Source organism: Caulobacter sp. FG121, assembly GCF_057809815.1.
Window position 1 is genome coordinate 207,304 of record NZ_JBMDKR010000003.1, and the last position, 15,803, is coordinate 223,106.

General features: G+C 68.4%; 15 protein-coding genes. 7 read left to right on the forward strand and 8 right to left on the reverse strand.

The window, feature by feature from the left end; translation table 11 throughout:
* Positions 1-34: 34 nt before the first annotated feature.
* Positions 35-646, forward strand: coding sequence for a glycine zipper 2TM domain-containing protein (locus tag ACODSL_RS09840; RefSeq protein ID WP_488900502.1), 612 nt, complete (start codon positions 35-37; stop codon positions 644-646).
* Positions 647-710: 64 nt separating this feature from the next.
* Here ACODSL_RS09840 and ACODSL_RS09845 read toward each other — a convergent pair whose 3' ends face one another.
* Positions 711-1,445 (reverse strand): TlyA family RNA methyltransferase, encoded by a 735-nt coding sequence (locus ACODSL_RS09845; RefSeq protein WP_488900503.1) that lies wholly within the window; start codon positions 1,443-1,445, stop codon positions 711-713.
* A gap of 2 nt (positions 1,446-1,447) precedes the next feature.
* On the reverse strand, positions 1,448-2,941 hold the full coding sequence (gene glpK / locus ACODSL_RS09850; RefSeq protein ID WP_488900504.1) for a glycerol kinase GlpK: 1,494 nt from the start codon (positions 2,939-2,941) through the stop codon (positions 1,448-1,450).
* Positions 2,942-3,042: 101 nt separating this feature from the next.
* Here glpK and ACODSL_RS09855 point away from each other — a divergent pair, with 101 nt between their 5' ends.
* From ACODSL_RS09855 to ACODSL_RS09865, 3 genes are all read left to right on the forward strand, one after another.
* A complete protein-coding gene (locus tag ACODSL_RS09855) occupies positions 3,043-4,155 on the forward strand; it encodes a DUF2336 domain-containing protein (protein WP_488900505.1) in 1,113 nt (370 codons plus the stop codon).
* Positions 4,156-4,190: 35 nt separating this feature from the next.
* Positions 4,191-4,970, forward strand: a complete 780-nt coding sequence (locus ACODSL_RS09860; protein ID WP_488900506.1) for an NAD kinase — start codon at positions 4,191-4,193, stop codon at positions 4,968-4,970.
* Between the two features lie 94 nt (positions 4,971-5,064).
* A complete protein-coding gene (locus tag ACODSL_RS09865; protein ID WP_488900507.1) occupies positions 5,065-5,550 on the forward strand; it encodes an Hpt domain-containing protein in 486 nt (161 codons plus the stop codon).
* On the opposite strand, the gene ACODSL_RS09870 is transcribed toward ACODSL_RS09865, so the two are convergent.
* Genes ACODSL_RS09870 through spbR form a run of 3 tightly spaced genes read right to left on the reverse strand, consistent with a single transcriptional unit; the run spans position 5,547 to position 8,666 of the window.
* The gene (locus ACODSL_RS09870; RefSeq protein ID WP_488900508.1) at positions 5,547-6,671 is read right to left on the reverse strand and encodes a glycoside hydrolase family 130 protein; all 1,125 of its coding nucleotides are present in this window, start codon (positions 6,669-6,671) and stop codon (positions 5,547-5,549) included. The two genes, ACODSL_RS09865 and ACODSL_RS09870, sit on opposite strands and share 4 nt — an antisense overlap.
* Before the next feature lie 35 nt (positions 6,672-6,706).
* Entirely contained in the window at positions 6,707-7,486 is a 780-nt protein-coding gene (locus ACODSL_RS09875; RefSeq protein WP_488900509.1) for an NUDIX hydrolase, read from the reverse strand.
* A gap of 40 nt (positions 7,487-7,526) precedes the next feature.
* The gene (spbR, locus tag ACODSL_RS09880) at positions 7,527-8,666 is read right to left on the reverse strand and encodes a pole-localized protein SpbR (protein ID WP_488900510.1); all 1,140 of its coding nucleotides are present in this window, start codon (positions 8,664-8,666) and stop codon (positions 7,527-7,529) included.
* 174 nt (positions 8,667-8,840) lie between these two features.
* Between spbR and ACODSL_RS09885 the strand changes: the two genes are divergently transcribed.
* Together ACODSL_RS09885 and ACODSL_RS09890 are read left to right on the forward strand one after the other, a co-directional pair.
* Positions 8,841-10,622 carry a hybrid sensor histidine kinase/response regulator gene (locus ACODSL_RS09885; RefSeq protein ID WP_488900825.1) on the forward strand — a complete coding sequence of 594 codons (1,782 nt, stop codon included), beginning with the start codon at positions 8,841-8,843 and terminating at the stop codon, positions 10,620-10,622.
* Between the two features lie 68 nt (positions 10,623-10,690).
* On the forward strand, positions 10,691-11,884 hold the full coding sequence (locus ACODSL_RS09890; protein ID WP_488900511.1) for a CaiB/BaiF CoA transferase family protein: 1,194 nt from the start codon (positions 10,691-10,693) through the stop codon (positions 11,882-11,884).
* On the opposite strand, the gene ACODSL_RS09895 is transcribed toward ACODSL_RS09890, so the two are convergent.
* Positions 11,881-12,720: a transglycosylase SLT domain-containing protein gene (locus tag ACODSL_RS09895; protein ID WP_488900512.1), complete on the reverse strand. Its 840-nt coding sequence runs from the start codon at positions 12,718-12,720 to the stop codon at positions 11,881-11,883. The genes ACODSL_RS09890 and ACODSL_RS09895 overlap by 4 nt on opposite strands.
* Positions 12,721-12,900: 180 nt before the next feature.
* Between ACODSL_RS09895 and ACODSL_RS09900 the strand changes: the two genes are divergently transcribed.
* Entirely contained in the window at positions 12,901-13,620 is a 720-nt protein-coding gene (locus ACODSL_RS09900) for an energy transducer TonB (protein ID WP_488900513.1), read from the forward strand.
* Between the two features lie 39 nt (positions 13,621-13,659).
* On the opposite strand, the gene ACODSL_RS09905 is transcribed toward ACODSL_RS09900, so the two are convergent.
* Positions 13,660-14,829 (reverse strand): acyl-CoA dehydrogenase family protein, encoded by a 1,170-nt coding sequence (locus tag ACODSL_RS09905; protein WP_488900514.1) that lies wholly within the window; start codon positions 14,827-14,829, stop codon positions 13,660-13,662.
* Positions 14,826-15,803, reverse strand: coding sequence for an NAD(P)/FAD-dependent oxidoreductase (locus ACODSL_RS09910; RefSeq protein ID WP_488900515.1), 978 nt, complete (start codon positions 15,801-15,803; stop codon positions 14,826-14,828). Before ACODSL_RS09910 ends, ACODSL_RS09905 begins: the two co-directional genes overlap by 4 nt.

Consider the following 15,803-nt stretch of genomic DNA (forward strand, 5'->3'; position numbering starts at 1 on the left):
CCGCTCTCAAGTTCCAGCTCAAGGGAGAGCCTCAATGACAACCCGTTCCAAACTGACCCGCGGCGTCGCCGGTCTGGCGGCCATGACCATGGTCGCCGGCCTGGCGATGGTTCCGACCTTTGCGTCGGCCCAGGGTTATCCGCCGAGTTCAGGCGGCTACAACAACGGCTACCGCTATGATGCTTGCCAGCGCGAGCGGACCAGCCGTGGAACGGGCGGCGCCCTTGTCGGGGCGGGTCTCGGGGCCCTCGCGGGCGGCAATGTCGCCGCGCGTGGCAACCGCACCGAAGGGGCCGTCCTCGGCGGCATCCTGGGGGCAGTCATCGGCGCGAACGTCGGCAAGACGGCGGCGGCCTGTGAACCCGGTCAGCCGGGGTCCTATCAGCAGGGCTACGCCGCCCCGCCGCCGCCGCAGGAGGGTTACTACGGCTATCCCGACAGCCAGCAGGGCTACCAGCAGGGCGCCTATGACGACCGCTACGGCGACGACCAGGACGGCGCCTATGCCCGCCCGGTGACGGACGCTCCCCCGGCCGACAACTGCACCCTGGCCGAGAGCCCGATCTATCTGCCGGACGGCCGCGTCCAGAAGCGGTTCGTGCGCGTCTGCCGCGACTCCAGCGGTCGATATCAGGTCGTCGACTAACCCCTTTCGACAACCTCGCTGAGGGCAGGCCGTCCGCCGAACGCGGGCGGCCTATTCCTTGTGGTCAGCGCTTGAGGGCCCACAGCAGGAATTCGGCATTGCCGTCGCCGCCGGTGATCGGACTGTCAGTCGTCTCGCGGACGGTCCAGCCCTGCCCTTCCAGCCAGCCGGCCACGTCGGCGAGCGTCTCTCTCCGTACCGCCTCGTCCTTGACGATCCCGCCCTTGCCTACGCGGTCGCGGCCGGCCTCGAACTGGGGTTTGACCAGGGCGACAAGGTCCGCCCCCGGCCCGGCCAGGGCCAGCGCCGCCGGCAGGGCCTTGGCGAAGCTTATGAAGCTGACGTCGGTGACGATCAGGTCGGGCGCCTGCGGGATAAGGGTCGGGTCCAGCATCCGGGCGTCCATACCCGACAGCTCGACCACGCGCGGGTCGCCGACCAAGGTCGGGTGAAGTTGGTCGCGACCAACATCGACCGAATAGACCCGCGCCGCGCCGCGACTGAGGCAGACCTGCGTGAACCCGCCCGTCGAGGCGCCGACATCAAGCACCACCCGCCCCTCGACCGGAACCGGCCAAAGCGTCAGGGCGTGGTCCAGCTTCAGCCCGCCGCGCCCGACCCACGGATGGGCGGCCTCGGCGGTGACCAGAGCGCCTTCATCGACCATTTCAGAGGGTTTGGAGACGGTGCGGCCGTCAACGGTCACTCGCCCTGCCGCGATGGCCGCCTGAGCCCGCGCGCGGCTGTCGAACAGGCCTTGTTCGACGAGGAGAAGATCTATGCGGCGGCGCGTCGCCAACGTTACGATCGCACCCTCGGCACGGCGTCGAGCCAGCGAGCGTAGGCGGTTTCGCGCATGCGACTGTCATGGGTCGGCGTCAGCAGTTCGGCATCCGGCCGGGCGGAAGCCGCCTCCTCCACCGTCTTGAACAGACCCGCGCCGAGGCCGGCGAACAGGGCGGCGCCAAGCGCCGTGGTCTCCTGATAGCTCGCGCGGCAGACCGGGAAGCCGGTCAGATCCGCCAGCCGTTGCGAAAACCAGGGGCTTTGCGACATGCCCCCGTCGATGCGCAGTTCGGCCTTGTCGCCGAACGCGTGTGGCGCGTCGGCGCGCATGGCCTCGATCAGGTCGCGGGTCTGCAGCGCGCAGGCGTCGAAGGTGGCCGCGGTGATTTCGGCCAGGCCCGAGTCGCGGGTCAGACCAAAGATGCCGCCGCGCGCGCCGGCGTCCCACCAGGGCGCGCCCAGACCGGTGAAGGCCGGCACGACCACCACCGCGCTGTCCGGCTTCGCCGTCTTCGCCAGCGACTCGGCCGCGCGCGGCCCGCCGGCCAGGCCCAGCCCCTCATTGAGCCACTGGATCGCCGCCCCGGCGACGAAGATCGAGCCCTCCAGCGCATAGGTCGTCTGGCCGTTCAGCCGCGCAGCGACCGTCGTCAGCAGGCGCGAACGGCTGAGCGCCTTCTGCGTCCCGGTGTTGAGCAGCATGAAGCAACCGGTGCCGTAGGTGGCCTTCATCTCGCCAGGGCGCACGCACCCCTGACCCATCAGCGCCGCCTGCTGGTCGCCGGCGACGCCGCGGATCGGCACGGGCCGGCCGAGGATTTCCGGGTCGGTCTCGCCGTAGTCGGCGGCGCAATCGAGGACCGCGGGCAGGATCGCCCCCGGCACGTTGAACAATTCCAGCATTTCATCCGACCAGCGCTGGGCGCCGATGTCGAACAGCAGGGTGCGGGAGGCGTTGGTCGCGTCGGTGGCGTGGACCTTTCCGCCGGTCAGCTTCCAGATCAGCCAGCAATCCATCGTGCCGCAGAGCAGTTCGCCCTGCTCGGCCCGCGCCCGCGCGCCGTCGACGTTGTCCAGCAGCCAGGCGATCTTGGTGCCGGAGAAATAGGGGTCGAGCAGCAGGCCGGTGACCTCGGTCACCCGCTCTTCCGCACCTGACTTGACCAGTCGATCGCAGGTGGGCGCGGTCCGTCGGTCCTGCCAGACGATCGCCGGGTGTATCGGCCGGCCGGTCGCCTTGTCCCAGATGACCACCGTCTCGCGCTGGTTGGTGATGCCGATGGCGGCGACGTCGCCTACCGGTCTGGCGCATCGCTCAAGCGCTTCCCGCAGCACGGCGACGCTGGCGTTCCAGATTTCTTCGGCGTCGTGCTCGACCCAGCCGTCGTTCGGATAGCTCTGGCGCAACGGCCGGCTGCCTTCACCCAGCGCATGGCCCAGAATGTCGAACGCGATCGCCCGCGTGCTGGTCGTTCCCTGGTCAAGCGCCAGAATTACCGGATCCGCCATACGATTCGACTCCCCTGCCGATCTTTCCGTCGTTTAAGCATGTTTTCACGGGGTGAGAGCAGGGTCATGCTTCAGCCCGACAGTCGGGACGGGGCCCCCACGTGACGATCGCCGTAGAAGCCGCTGACCTGCTGCTGCTGGCCAAGAGCCGGCATCCCGTGGACCGTGAACGCCTGCTGGACGCAATCGTCGCCCTTTGCGACCGCGCCGATCTCGATGAAGTGGCCCAGCCCCAGGTGCGGGAACTGGTCGGGGGCGTGTTCATGGTTCTCGTCGCCGACGCGGAACGGGACATTCGCCGACGCCTCGCCGAAAAGATCGCCCCCGCCGCCTGGGTCCCCCCGGCCCTCATCAATGTCCTCGTTCTGGACGACATCGAGATCGCCGCCCCGATCATCAGCGCCAGTCCCGTCCTGCGCGACCATGACCTGATCAGGCTTCTGGTCGAGTCGACCCTCGACCATCAAATCGCCATCGCCCGTCGCGGCGGCCTGACCGCCCCCGTTGTCGAGGCCATCCTGCAGCAAAGCGAGCCGGCGGTTCTGACCGCCCTTGCCGGAAACGACTCCGCGGACATCACGGCCTCCGCGATGGAACGCCTCGTCGAACAGGCCCGTGGCGTCGCCGCCCTGCGCAGTCCCCTCGCCCGTCATCCGCGACTGTCATCGGATCTGGCGCGGCAGCTCTACCTCTGGGTCGGTCAGTCGCTGCGGGCGTCGCTGATCGAGCGCTTCCGCCTCAATCCCGCCGACCTGGATGCGGCCCTCGCCCAGACCGTCCATGAGGCTCACGCCGCGCTGGCCAGCAAGCCGGCGGAGCCGGCGAAGTCCGACACCGAGCGCGAGGCGCTGGAGACGCGGCTTGTCGACAAGCTGAATGACGCCGGCCAGCTCCGGCCGAGCTTCCTGCTCCGGGCCCTGCGGGAAGGGCGATTGACCCTGTTCGTGACGGCCATGTCCCGGCTGGGCGGCTTCGACCAGGACCATATCCGGCGCGCGATCGATGGCGACCGGCCCGAACTGCTGGCGCTGGCCTGCGCCGCCATCGGCATGGACCGGGGTGTCTTCCCGACCATTCTTGAAGCCGTGCGCGGTCTGAACCAGGGACGCCCAGGCGGCGGCGCCGAGGCGGGCCGGCGCGCGACGGGCGCCTTTGGACCGTTTGACGCCGACATCGCAGGCGTCGCGTTCCGCAAGGCTGTTTCCTCCGTTTGACAAGCCCTCCGCCATAAGGCCTTGCTCGCCCGGCGATGTTCAACTCGAAGCCCAACACCAGCCGCGTCACCTTCCTCGCCAGCGACAGGCCCGAGGCGCAGGACGCTCGCGAGCGCCTGATCGCCCGCTACGGCGACGCCGGCGAGAGCGCCCAGGTGATCGTGGCCCTCGGCGGCGACGGTTTCATGCTTGAAACCCTTCACGGCGCGCTGGCCGACGGGAAACCGATCTACGGGATGAACCGTGGCTCAGTCGGCTTCCTGATGAACGAATACAGCGAGGACGATCTGCTGGAACGGATCAGCGCGGCGGAACGGGCCGTGATCCATCCCCTGGCGATGGTCGCCATCGACTCCAAACGCAAGCAGCACCGGGCCCTTGCCATCAACGAAGTGTCCCTGCTGCGCCAGACGCGGCAGACGGCCAAGCTGCGCATCTCCATTGACGGCAAGGTGCGCATGGGCGAGCTGGTCTGTGACGGGGCGCTGGTCGCCACGCCCGCGGGTTCGACCGCCTATAATCTTTCCGCCCACGGCCCGATCATCCCGATCGACGCCCGCGTCATGGCGCTGACGCCGATCAGCGCCTTCCGGCCGCGACGCTGGCGTGGCGCCCTGCTCGCCCACACCGCCCGCGTCACGTTTGAGGTGCTTGAGGCGGACAAGCGCCCCGTGAGCGCGGTGGCCGACAACGTCGAAATCCGCGACGTCGTCGAGGTTCACGTGTCCGAGGACCGCGCCGTCAGCCTCTCGATGCTGTTCGACGCCGGGCGCAGCCTGGAAGAACGCGTCCTGGCCGAACAATTCTCCGCCTGACGCGAAAGCCGACAGGTCCGGGCAAGTTCAGTCTCACCGGTTGTTAACCCCATTGCCCTAGCGTTGTGGCTGTCAACGCCATGGGAGGCGACGCGTGAGCGACAATCCGACAGTCCAGTTTATCCAGGCTCCGAACACCTTGCGCCTCAAGGTAGGGGGTCGGCTGGGCGGCATCGACCCGGCGGCGATCGCCAAGGCCGAGGCCGCGCTCAAGAGCCTGTCTGGCAATTTCGGCGAGTGGCTCAATGATGAGCTGGTCAAGCTCGAGGCTGCCCGCCAGAGCATCCGCACTGACGGCCTGACCACGGAAACGGCGGAAACGCTCTATCTGCGCGCCCATGACCTCAAGGGCCTCGGCGCCACCAACGAGTTCCCGCTTGTGACCCGCATCGCGGGATCGCTGTGCAAGCTGATCGACGACCCGGACACCCGCCTCGAAGCGCCGATGTTCCTCGTTGACGCCCACATCGACGGCATCAAGGCCGCGGTCCGCGGAAACATCCGCACCGAGGACCACCCCGTCGGTCGGGGACTGGTCGAGGAGCTGGAAGGCCGCGTCGCCAAACTGGCGACCGCCTAGCGGAACACCGACTTTGGAATGTGAGTGACTCGACAGGCGAGGTCCGCTTCGCCTGACAGCACGATCCAGTGGTCGCCGCCATCGGCGAGGCCTGTCGTGAACACGACTCCGTCGAGGTACATTCGGTCCCGTAGGGGCGCAGTCAGCATGACGTTTGGCTCCAGCACGGCGACCTGGTCCTCGCTCCTGAGCACGCGCTTTGGATCCAGAGCATCCAGCAGGGCCCAGTAGGTGCGATAGGTCCCGACCCGGCCGCCGGCTTCGACACCGTGGTACAGAACCAGCCAGCCGTCCGGCGTCAGAACCGGTTGGGCGCCGCCGCCAATCTTTTCGCTGGCCGGCGAAAGCCGCCGGGCCCTCAACCCACCTGTCTCCACCGGCTTCCAGTGCAGCGCATCGGGCGACGTCGCCAGATTGATCGAGGGGCCGCCGCGCCAGGGACTGTCCGGCGGGTAGGCGAAGTACAGGCTGCCGAGCGGACGTGTCAGGGCCCAGAAGGCCCCGTCGATCAGCCCCTCGAACAGCAGCATGTCCTTGTTCTGATGATCCAGAACCATGCCTTGAAGCGTCCAGTCGAGGCCGTCGCGTGACGTGTACAGCGCGGTCGAATGCCGTTCGGCGCTGACACTGCAGGCGGTCATGTAGAAGGTGTCGCCGATACGGCTGATACGGGCGTCCTCGACGCCGTAGTCCTGCCAGGAGGCCCTCGGACCGATCGCGCGGTCATAGTGGACGCGGACGACCGACAGGCCATCAGGGGTCAGCTCCACCGGCAAGAGCCAGGACAGCGAGGTCAGCCCGATTGTCCGGTTGGACTCATCAGGCAGGGCGAACACGCGTGGATCAGTCACGTCCGCGCCGGCCAGCGGCCATTCGACGACGCCGTACCCCTGCCCCGCCGCCCAGCGAATGCCGCGCACGACATGACCGGTCATCGGCTGGGCCAGCGCCTCGGCCACCCGGACCATCATAAGCAGGTTGCCGGTGGGCAGGACCGCCAGTCCGGGGTTGAAGGCGCCGAGTACGAAGGTCGAGCCGAGCGGCAATCCCGCCCGTAACGGTGAGCGTGCAAGGTCAACGTCTTCAGGCGTGAAGATCAGGCGATCGATTTCATAGGCCATCCGTCTGGAACGGACGCCGGAGGGGCCTGTTCCGGCTAGGCGCGGATGTTGCTCATCGGCTCGACGATGTCGCCGTAGCCGGCGTCGGGCGGAATCACCAGCACCGCGCCGGTCTCGCGCCGCTCGACCACCGGCAGCACCGGCACCAGCGTGCGGGCGTTGGCGCGGTCGATGGCGTCCTGGGCGCTCTGGGCCTCGGCGAGCAGCTTGAGGTTCATGCGGGTGGGGAAGATGATCGTGCGCTCGCCGGCCTGTTCGAGCCGCAGGGCTTCTGACGGCGCCACCCATTCGGCGTCCACCGTCTCGTAGCCGTCACAGACCGCCAGCTGCTCGCCGGTCGCCCGCACCAGATAGAACCAGGTGTCGAAACGCTTGGGCATCATGTCCGGCGTGATCCAGCGGGCGAACGTGGTCAGCGCCGGCAGGTCGAGCTTCAGGTCCAGTTCGCGGATCAGGTCGAGGAAGGGTCGTTCGTCCTTCGACACCGACTCGCGCGCCGCGCCGGCACGGTCATCGCCACGGAAGGGCGCGCCCTTCGCGTCATTGGCGATGATGATCGCCGCTTCTTCGTAGGCTTCGCGGATTGCGGCGATGCGCAGCGGCCGCTTCTCGGCGGGCGTCGCGTCCCAGCCCGTCACATAGTCGGCCCAGGCCTCGTCGTGATCGCCGGCGTGGGTCTTTCCGCCTGGAAACACCAGGGCGCCCGAGGCGAAATCGATCTGGTGATGCCGCTTGACCATCAGGACCTCGAAGGTCGGGTCATCGCGGACGAGCAGGATGGTGGCGGCGGGACGGATGGCGACTGGATCGGTCATGAGGCGAAGGATCGCGCCTCAAACACCCGTTCGGCAAGCCTCACGCCACGTCAACGGTCCGACGGGACTCGCGGGAGATGCGGTCCATCTTGTCGATGAGATAGTCGACATCGTCTCGCGCGGCGCCCTGCGGCTGGGTCAGGAACCTTTGCAGCATGCGTTCCTGGAAGCGTTCGCGATCACGCAGCCCGCCGTCAAATTCCATCGAGTGGAACGTGTCGACACCCGCGCGGAACGCGGCGAACAGCCGCGCCGGCAGACCGGCACGGTCATAGATGGCGCGCAGGCCCAGCGGCCCGGCATCGTGAATCATCAGCCAGGTGCGGTGATGCGGCACGCCCGCCAGCTCGGCGACCGCGCATTCGAAGAAGGTCATATGCCCGTGGGCCAGCGATCGCAGCAACAGCGACGCGGTCAGTCGCTGCACCTTGTTCAGATGCGCGGCAAAAGCCTTGGGATCTGCGGCGCGCCCCGCCTGGTCGACGAGATCGACGGTCGCCCGTTCGGTCGCGCCCGTGGCGATCGTCAGCGCCGTCTCCGGCGAAATGGCGTGGTTGTTGATCAGGTGATCGCGAACCTGGTCGCCGACCATGGTGATCAGCCGCTCGGTCACCGCCAGAGGCAAGGCATTGCGATAGGCGACGGCGGCAAGCACCTGCTCGGACTTCTCGAACCGGTCGAGGGCCTTCTGCAGGACGGTTTCAGTGAAAGCGGCGTTGTCGTTGGCGCAGGCCGTCTGGACCGCCGCCTCGGCGCCGTACTCGACAATCGCGCCAGTGACCTTCTCGGAGAGCTTCGGACGCTTGGCGATGGCCAGCTGGCGCACCGGGCCGCCGAGACGAACGATCTCGGCCAGATCATCGTCGGTGAACACCGGCGAGAAGTTCAGCATCGGCAGGGAAATCGACTCGACGTCCCGGGCCAGTTTCAATGCCACGTCGTGCGGCAGGATGTTGGACGACTTGAGCGTCACAGCCAGGGCGCGGCGCACCAGCTCGGCGGCGTCGGCGGCCATGACCCGCAGGATGTCGCCGGCCGCCTCGCGTTCCTCGGCGGTCATCTCGCCATGATCGATGGTGCGACAGAGCTTGTGGGCCGCCACGGCGCGCTCATCGGCCGTTGCGCCCTTGAGCAGGGTGCGGAGATCCACATCCGTCAGTGCTGCGCGTGTCGTTCCCATCTCGATTCCCACCCGGCGTCGCCGACGCTGCGGTGATCATCAGTTGTTAAACTTAACGAAGACTGACCGCCGATTAACTCTCTCCCTTCACGGCCCGCAAACACCCCTCGGCTACCCTTCGCGCGCATGATCGAGGGCTCTCTGGTGACCGCATCGCCTGACCTGACAGACCGCATGGGGCGCGGCGGGGACGCCGTGACGCTGCAATCGCTGGAGGCGCAGCGGGGCCTTCTGCCCTACGCGCTGGCGTTATTCGGGGTCAGCCTGCCGATCTACGTCTGGGCGGGCAGCTTCGCGCCCAACAGCGTCTGGATGGCCGCGAGCTTCGCAGTCTTCGCCATCAACTGGGGCGTCTTCTACGCGGTCGTGAACTGGCTGCGGACCGAGGAGAGCCGTGACATCGCGCGGCGCGCGCGGGTGCATATCCTTGGCGGCCTGCTGTGGTCGGGCGCCTGCGCCCAGATCGCCGCCTTCGCCGAGGGCGCGGGCCCGGCGCGCGAGGCGCTGCTGATGGTCGCCGTCGCCGGAGCCGTGGCCTGCTTCTTCTTCACCGCGCCGTCGCTGGCCGGCCTGCTGATCATTGGCCCGGCCGCCGCCGCGGCGCCGCTGATCGGCCTGTTCCGACATCACGACAGCCGGCCGGACGCGGTTCTGGCCTGGGGCGCCCTGGCCCTGACCATGGCGCTGTGTCTGATCCTCAATCGCCTGCTGCGCGGCCAGTTCGCGATGGCCGTTGAGCGGGAAGCCCTTATCGGCGCGCGGGCCGCCTCGCTCGAGAAGGCCGAACGTCTGGCGCGGTCAAAGTCAGACATCGTCTCGACCCTGAGCCATGAGATTCGCAACGGTCTGACCGGCGTGACCCATGTGCTGGCCTCCGCCGTCGGCCAGGGGGGGCGGGCCGCACCCTCGCGCGAACAGCTGACGGCGGCCCTCGACGCCGCCCAGGATCTGGTTTCGGTGCTCAACGCCACGCTCGATTCGGAAGCGGCGGAGGCCGGTCGCCTGTCGCTGGAGCGTGCGCCGTTCGATCCTGTCCGACTTGCCCGTGATCTGGTTCTGCTCAACCGCCCGCACGCCGCCGCCAAGGGCGTTGAACTCGCCCTGCACGTGGAGCCCGACCTTGAGCAAGCCCGCGCGGGCGCGGTGGTCGGAGACCTGACCCGCACCCGCCAGGTACTGTCCAATCTGATCGGCAACGCGGTGAAGTACACCGTCCGGGGGCGCATCGAGGTTCGCATCGAACGCCGCGATGGCGTGATCGCCGTCGCCGTCGCCGACACAGGCCCTGGCCTCTCCGCCGAGGAACTGGAGCAGGCCTATGAGCCGTTCCGGCGCGTCGAGCGGACGGGCGCCGGAATTCCCGGCGCGGGCCTCGGCCTGTCGCTGGCCCGCAAGTTGGCCGGACTGATGGGCGGCGCCCTGGTCAGCCAGAGCGCGCCCGGCGTGGGCAGCTGCTTCACGCTGGAATTGCCGTGGAACGAAGTCGCCGTCGCGCGCGGCGAGGATGGCGAGGCCTTCTCGGCCCCGCCCGCGCCCTCGCAGGCCGGGCGGCCGTTGCGGGTGCTTGTGGCGGAGGGCAACGCCCTGAACGCCGCCATGCTGCGTGCGATCCTTGAGCAACTCGGCCATCAGGTCGTCGGGGTCAACAACGGTCGTCGCGCGCTGGAGCTGGCCCAGGTGGCCGACTTCGACCTGGTGATGCTGGATGGCCGCCTGCCCCAGATGGATGGTCCGGCCGCCGCCGCCGCGATCCGGGGCCTGCCCACCGTGATCGCCAACGCGCCGATCATCGCCGTCATCGACGGCGACGCCGATGAAGCCCGCGAATGCCTGGACGCCGGCTGCGACACGGTCCTGCGCAAGCCGGTCACCGTCTCCGGGGTCGCGCGCGCCGTCGCCGATTCGGCCGCTCGTGTGCGGCAGCCCCAAATTGATGAGGCCCGTTCCGTGGCGTGACCCCTTCCCCGGCCTTCCTCGCCCCGCCATGATGACCTCACAAGAGGAACGGTTGGGGGGATAAGGGTTTGCTGGAAGGCCTGAGAGTCGTCGAACTGGCGAGCTACATCGCCGCCCCGGGCGCCGGCGGGATCCTGGCCGACTGGGGCGCGGACGTGATCAAGATCGAGGCGCCGGCCGGTGACCCGATGCGCAACTTTTTCGACGGCATGGACGCGGAAGCGCACGGCAATCCGGTGTTCGAGCTCGACAACCGCGGCAAGCGTGGCGTGGTGCTGGACATATCCAGACCCGAAGGTCGCGACGCCGCGATCAAGCTGGCTCTCACCGCTGACATTTTCCTGACCAATGTGCGGCCGGGATCGCTGAAGCGGGCCGGGCTAGACTACGACTCCCTGAACGCGGTGCATCCTTCGCTGATCTACTGCAGCCTGACCGGCTACGGCCTGCAAGGCGAGGACGCCGATCGGGCCGGCATGGATGTGGCGGCCTTCTGGTCCCGCGCCGGCGTCGGCTCGATCACAGCGCCCAAGGGCGTCGACCCCTTCCCCATCCGCACGGCGATGGGTGACCACATCACCTCGCTGAGCACGGTGGCGGCCATCCTGGCGGCCGTGCATGAGCGGCACGGCACCGGCAAGGGCCGGCTTGTCGAGACGTCGCTGTTGCGGACCGGCGTCTATTCCATCGGCTCGGACATGGCGATCCAGTTGCGCTTCGGGAAGCTCGCATCGACGCGGCCCCGCGCCCAGGCGGTCCAGCCGCTGGCCAACTTCTTCAAGACCGCCGACGGGCGCTGGATCTGCCTGCTGGTGCGCACCGGCGGCAAGGACTGGCCGCAGATCGCCGCCGCCGTCGGCCGCCCCGACCTGGTCGAGAACCCGCAGTTCGCGTCCAGCCGGGCCCGACGCGAGAACGGCCCGGCGCTGGTCGAAATCCTCGACGCAGCATTCGCCGGCTACAGCTACGAAGACATGGCCGCCCGGCTGGACGAATACGACATCACCTGGGCCCCCTATCAGACGCCCGGCGAACTGACGCGCGACCCCCAGGCCGACGCCGCCGGCTGCTTCGTTGAAACGCCGGACGGCAAGGGCGGCAGCTTCCGCTCGCCCGCCTCGCCGGCCCGCTTTTCGGGCTACGACGACACGCCGAAATCCGGCCCGCCGTCGCTGGGCCAGCATACGGACGCGGTCCTGGCGGAACTGGGATACTCGGCGAGCGAAATCGCTGCTCTTCACGAGAGCAAGGCGGTCTTCTAGCGATCCTTGCTGGCATCCGACAGGACGCGCAGCATTTCGGCGGTAAGCAGCGAGGAGCCAAGATTTCGGCCGCTCCCGCCGCTGCTGACGCCTGTTCCTGCGCCGTCGACGCCCTGCGACCCTCGGAGAATGAAGTCCACCAGGGCTTCCTGCTGCCGCGACGCCTGATCCGAGCGGCGAGCGCCAGCATACTGCAGGAATCCCTGATCGGGCTGGACCGTCGGCCCGGCGCCCGCGTCGCCGGCTGTCCGCGTCAGGTTGTTGTAGACGTCCGCGACCGTCAGGGCGCGGCCATCGCGATAGAAGATCGAGCGATTGGCCGCGGCCGCATCCGGAAACAGCGCGGCGGCCGGGGCGCCGGGCGTTGTGCGGGTCGCGCTGATCAGACGGGCCGATCCCTGCGGGCCAAGGAAGTGGGCGGCGTAGAGCTCGCCCGCCGAGGGCTGGCGCCCGATCCGGCCCGCCAGGTAGGCGGCGTTGTCCGTCGTCATCTCGCCGACCATCAGCGACGCCGCATGCGGGTCGAAACGCAGGTTCATCACCGCCTTGCGGGCGTCGTCGCCGCTGACCCGGTACCGCCCGTCGCCACCCCGGGTGATGAGGTCGGCATAGCGGGCGTAGCCGTACTTGGAGCCATGCGCCTTGAGCGTCGCCAGCCAGGTCTGTTCGGTGAACTGGAACAGCCCGGCGGCTGAGGACGTCGGGGCCTTGGCAGAGGGATTGTAGCCGCTTTCACGGCTGGCCGTGCGCATGAGGAACGAGAAATCCACGCCGGTCGCCTGCGACGCGCGCTGGATAGCCGCTTCAACGACTCCCCTGATTCCCTGGACCGCCATGGAGGGAGTCCTGAGCCCACATGGTTAATCGGCGGTTAACCATGATTACGACTGACCACGCGGCTGGCCCAAACAAACGAACGTTCGTTGATTTTGCGGGGTGTTCCCCGAAATTCATTGCCGGTTCACGCCATCAGGGTGACGTTACGTCAACTACAACCAGGCCCAGGGAGGGTCGCCATGATCGCTCAACAGGTACTCGCCGGTCATCAAGGGACGGAGCGCCGTCGGCGACTGTCCACCGGCACTACGGTCGCCATCGGCCTGTCAGTCGCAGTCCACGCCGCGATCGGGGCCTATCTGGCCCTTGCGGCCTTCGACGTCATCAAGCCGATCTATGGACCGGAGCCCGATCGAAGCGCGCCGATGATCGACATCACGCCCAGGTCCACGCCCGTGACGCCGGACAAGCCCGTCCCGGATCGTCCCCGTCCGCAATCAACGATCAACATTCATCAGCCTGTCGTCGACCGCCTTCCGACCGTCGATGCCCTGCCCGCCAATCCGTCCAGCGGCAACGTCACGGACATCGGCCCGATCGCGGTGCTGGACACCGGGCCGATCACAATAGCCGGCACGGGCGTGACGATCCCCGAGACGCCGCTGGTCGTCCACCCCGACTGGATCCGCAAGCCCAGCGCCGACCAGATGGCGCGCGTCTTCCCAGACCGGGCCCAGCGGATGGGCGTGCCCGGCAAGGCGACGCTGGCCTGTATCGTCGCCGCCAATGGCACGGTCGGTGGCTGTCAGGTGGTCGTGGAAGACCCGTCGGACTTCCAGTTCGGCAAGGCGGCGCTCAAGCTGGCGCCGTTCTTCCGGATGAAACCCCAGACCGTGAACGGCCAGGCCGTCGACGGCGCGATCGTCAAGATCCCCGTGCGCTTCGACCTGCCGGCCTGACGAGAGCGGGGACAGTCGCCTCGGCGCCTGTCCTCTGCCTCAGTAGCTCTTCGGGAGCCCCAGCACCTTCTCGGCGATGAAGTTGAGGATCATCTCGCGGCTGACCGGGGCGATCCGCGCGATCATCGCCTCGCGGAAGTACCGTTCGACATCGTACTCCTTGGCGTAGCCCATGCCGCCGTGGGCCAGCAGGGAGGCCTCGCAGGCGCGGAACCCGGCCTCGGCCCCGAGGTACTTGCCCGCGTTGGCCTCGGCCCCGCAGTCCCTGCCGGCGTCGTAGAGGGCGGCGCCCTTGAAGGCCAGCAGGTTGGCCGCCTCCAGTTCCGCCCAGGCCTTGGCAAGCGGGTGCTGGACGCCCTGGTTCTGGCCGATCGGCCGACCGAACACGATCCGCTCATTGGCATAGGTCGCGGCCTTGGCCAGAGCCGCGCGGCCCAGCCCCACGGCCTCAGCGCCGAACAGCACGCGCTCGGGGTTCAGCCCGCTGATCAGGTACTGGAAGCCCTTGCCTTCCTCGCCGATCAGATCCTCCGCCGGGACCTCAAGGTCCTCGATGAAAAGCATATTACATTCAACGGCTTTGCGGCCCATCTTCGGAATCGGCTTGGCGTCGATCCGGGCCCTGTCGAAGTCCGTATAGAACAGGCTCAGCCCCTGCATCGGCTTGGCGGTCTGATCCTTCGGGGTGGTTCGGGCGATGATCAGGATCTTGTTGGCGCGCTGCGCCATGGTGGTCCAGATCTTCCGACCGTTGATGACGTAGCCGTTGCCCTTCCGCTCGGCGCGGGTCTCCAGGTTGGCGGTGTCGAGGCCGCTGTTCGGTTCAGTGACCGCGAAGCAGGCCTTGTCCTCGCCGGCGATGATTTTCGGCAGATGGCGCTGCTTCTGGTCGTCGGTGCCGAACTTCACCACCGGCATCAGGCCGAAGATGTTCAGGTGAATGGCGCTCGCGCCGGTGAAGCCCGCGCCGGACTGGGTAACCGTCTGCATGACATGGGCCGCCTCGGTCAGGCCGAGTCCCGCGCCGCCGTATTCCTCCGGCATGGCGATGCCCAGCCAGCCGCCGGCGGCCATGGCCGTGGCGAAGGCTTCGGGAAACTCACCGGTCTCGTCCGTGCGACGCCAGTACTCGTCATTGAAGTCGGCGCAGATGCGGCCCACCGCCTCGCGGATGGCTTCCTGCTCTTCGGTCGGCCAGAAGCTGCTCATGCGTCCTCGCTTGCGTTGTCGAACCGACGCGGATCAAGCCGCGCGGCGAAGGGTCCCGGATCGTCGCCCGCGACATAGGCCGCGACGGTTCGGGCGACAAGCGGGGCCAGCAGCCAGCCGTTGCGGCGCGCGCCGACAGCCAGCAGAACCCTGTCGCGCCGACTCCATCCGACCAGCGGCAGGCCGTCGGGGGTCCCCGCCCGTACGCCGACCTCCGCGCGCGCGCGCAGGTCTGAAATGCCGGGCCAGAGTCCCTCCCCGCGCTGCAGGAGGCCGGCCACCTGCTCCGGATCGACGCGCGAGTCGTCGACGCCCGCTTCCATGGTGGCGCCCAGGATCGCCGCGACGGGATCGGGGCAAAGATAGACACCGTCGCCCCGCAGCACCGGTCCGGATGTCGGCCCGCCTGTGACCCGCAGGATATGTCCCTTGATCGGCGTCAGCCACGACAACTCCGGCGTGAGGCCCGCCCCGCCAGCGCCCGTGGCGACCACGAGTAGCCCCGGCTCGTCCGGTCCAACGGCCCGGGCCTCGAAGCGCACCCCGGCCCGTTCCGCGAGGGCAAAGAGGAGGGTCATGGCGGCGCCAGGATCGAGCCGCCAGTCCTCGTCCGTGAAGGGACCATCCGACGTCCGCCGCCAGCGGGCGCCGAGCGCATCCAGCCGCGCCTCGATGCGGCCGGGTTCGCCTCCGCGCCAGACAGCGCCTGTTCGGTCGAGGACCACCGGCACGAAGTCCGGCCACAGATCACGCGCGGCGCGAAGCAGCGTCAGGTGATCTCCGGCGCGTGGATCGGTGACTGTTTCGAATACCGGCGCCAGCATGCCGGCTGCGACGCCGGACGCATTGTCGCCGGGCGAGGCTGGATCGCAGACGACCACCTCGTGGTCCCGCCGCGCCAGTTCGAGGGCGATGCAAAGTCCGAGCGCGCCCGCGCCCGCTACCGTCACCTTCTCGCCAGGACCATTCGACAT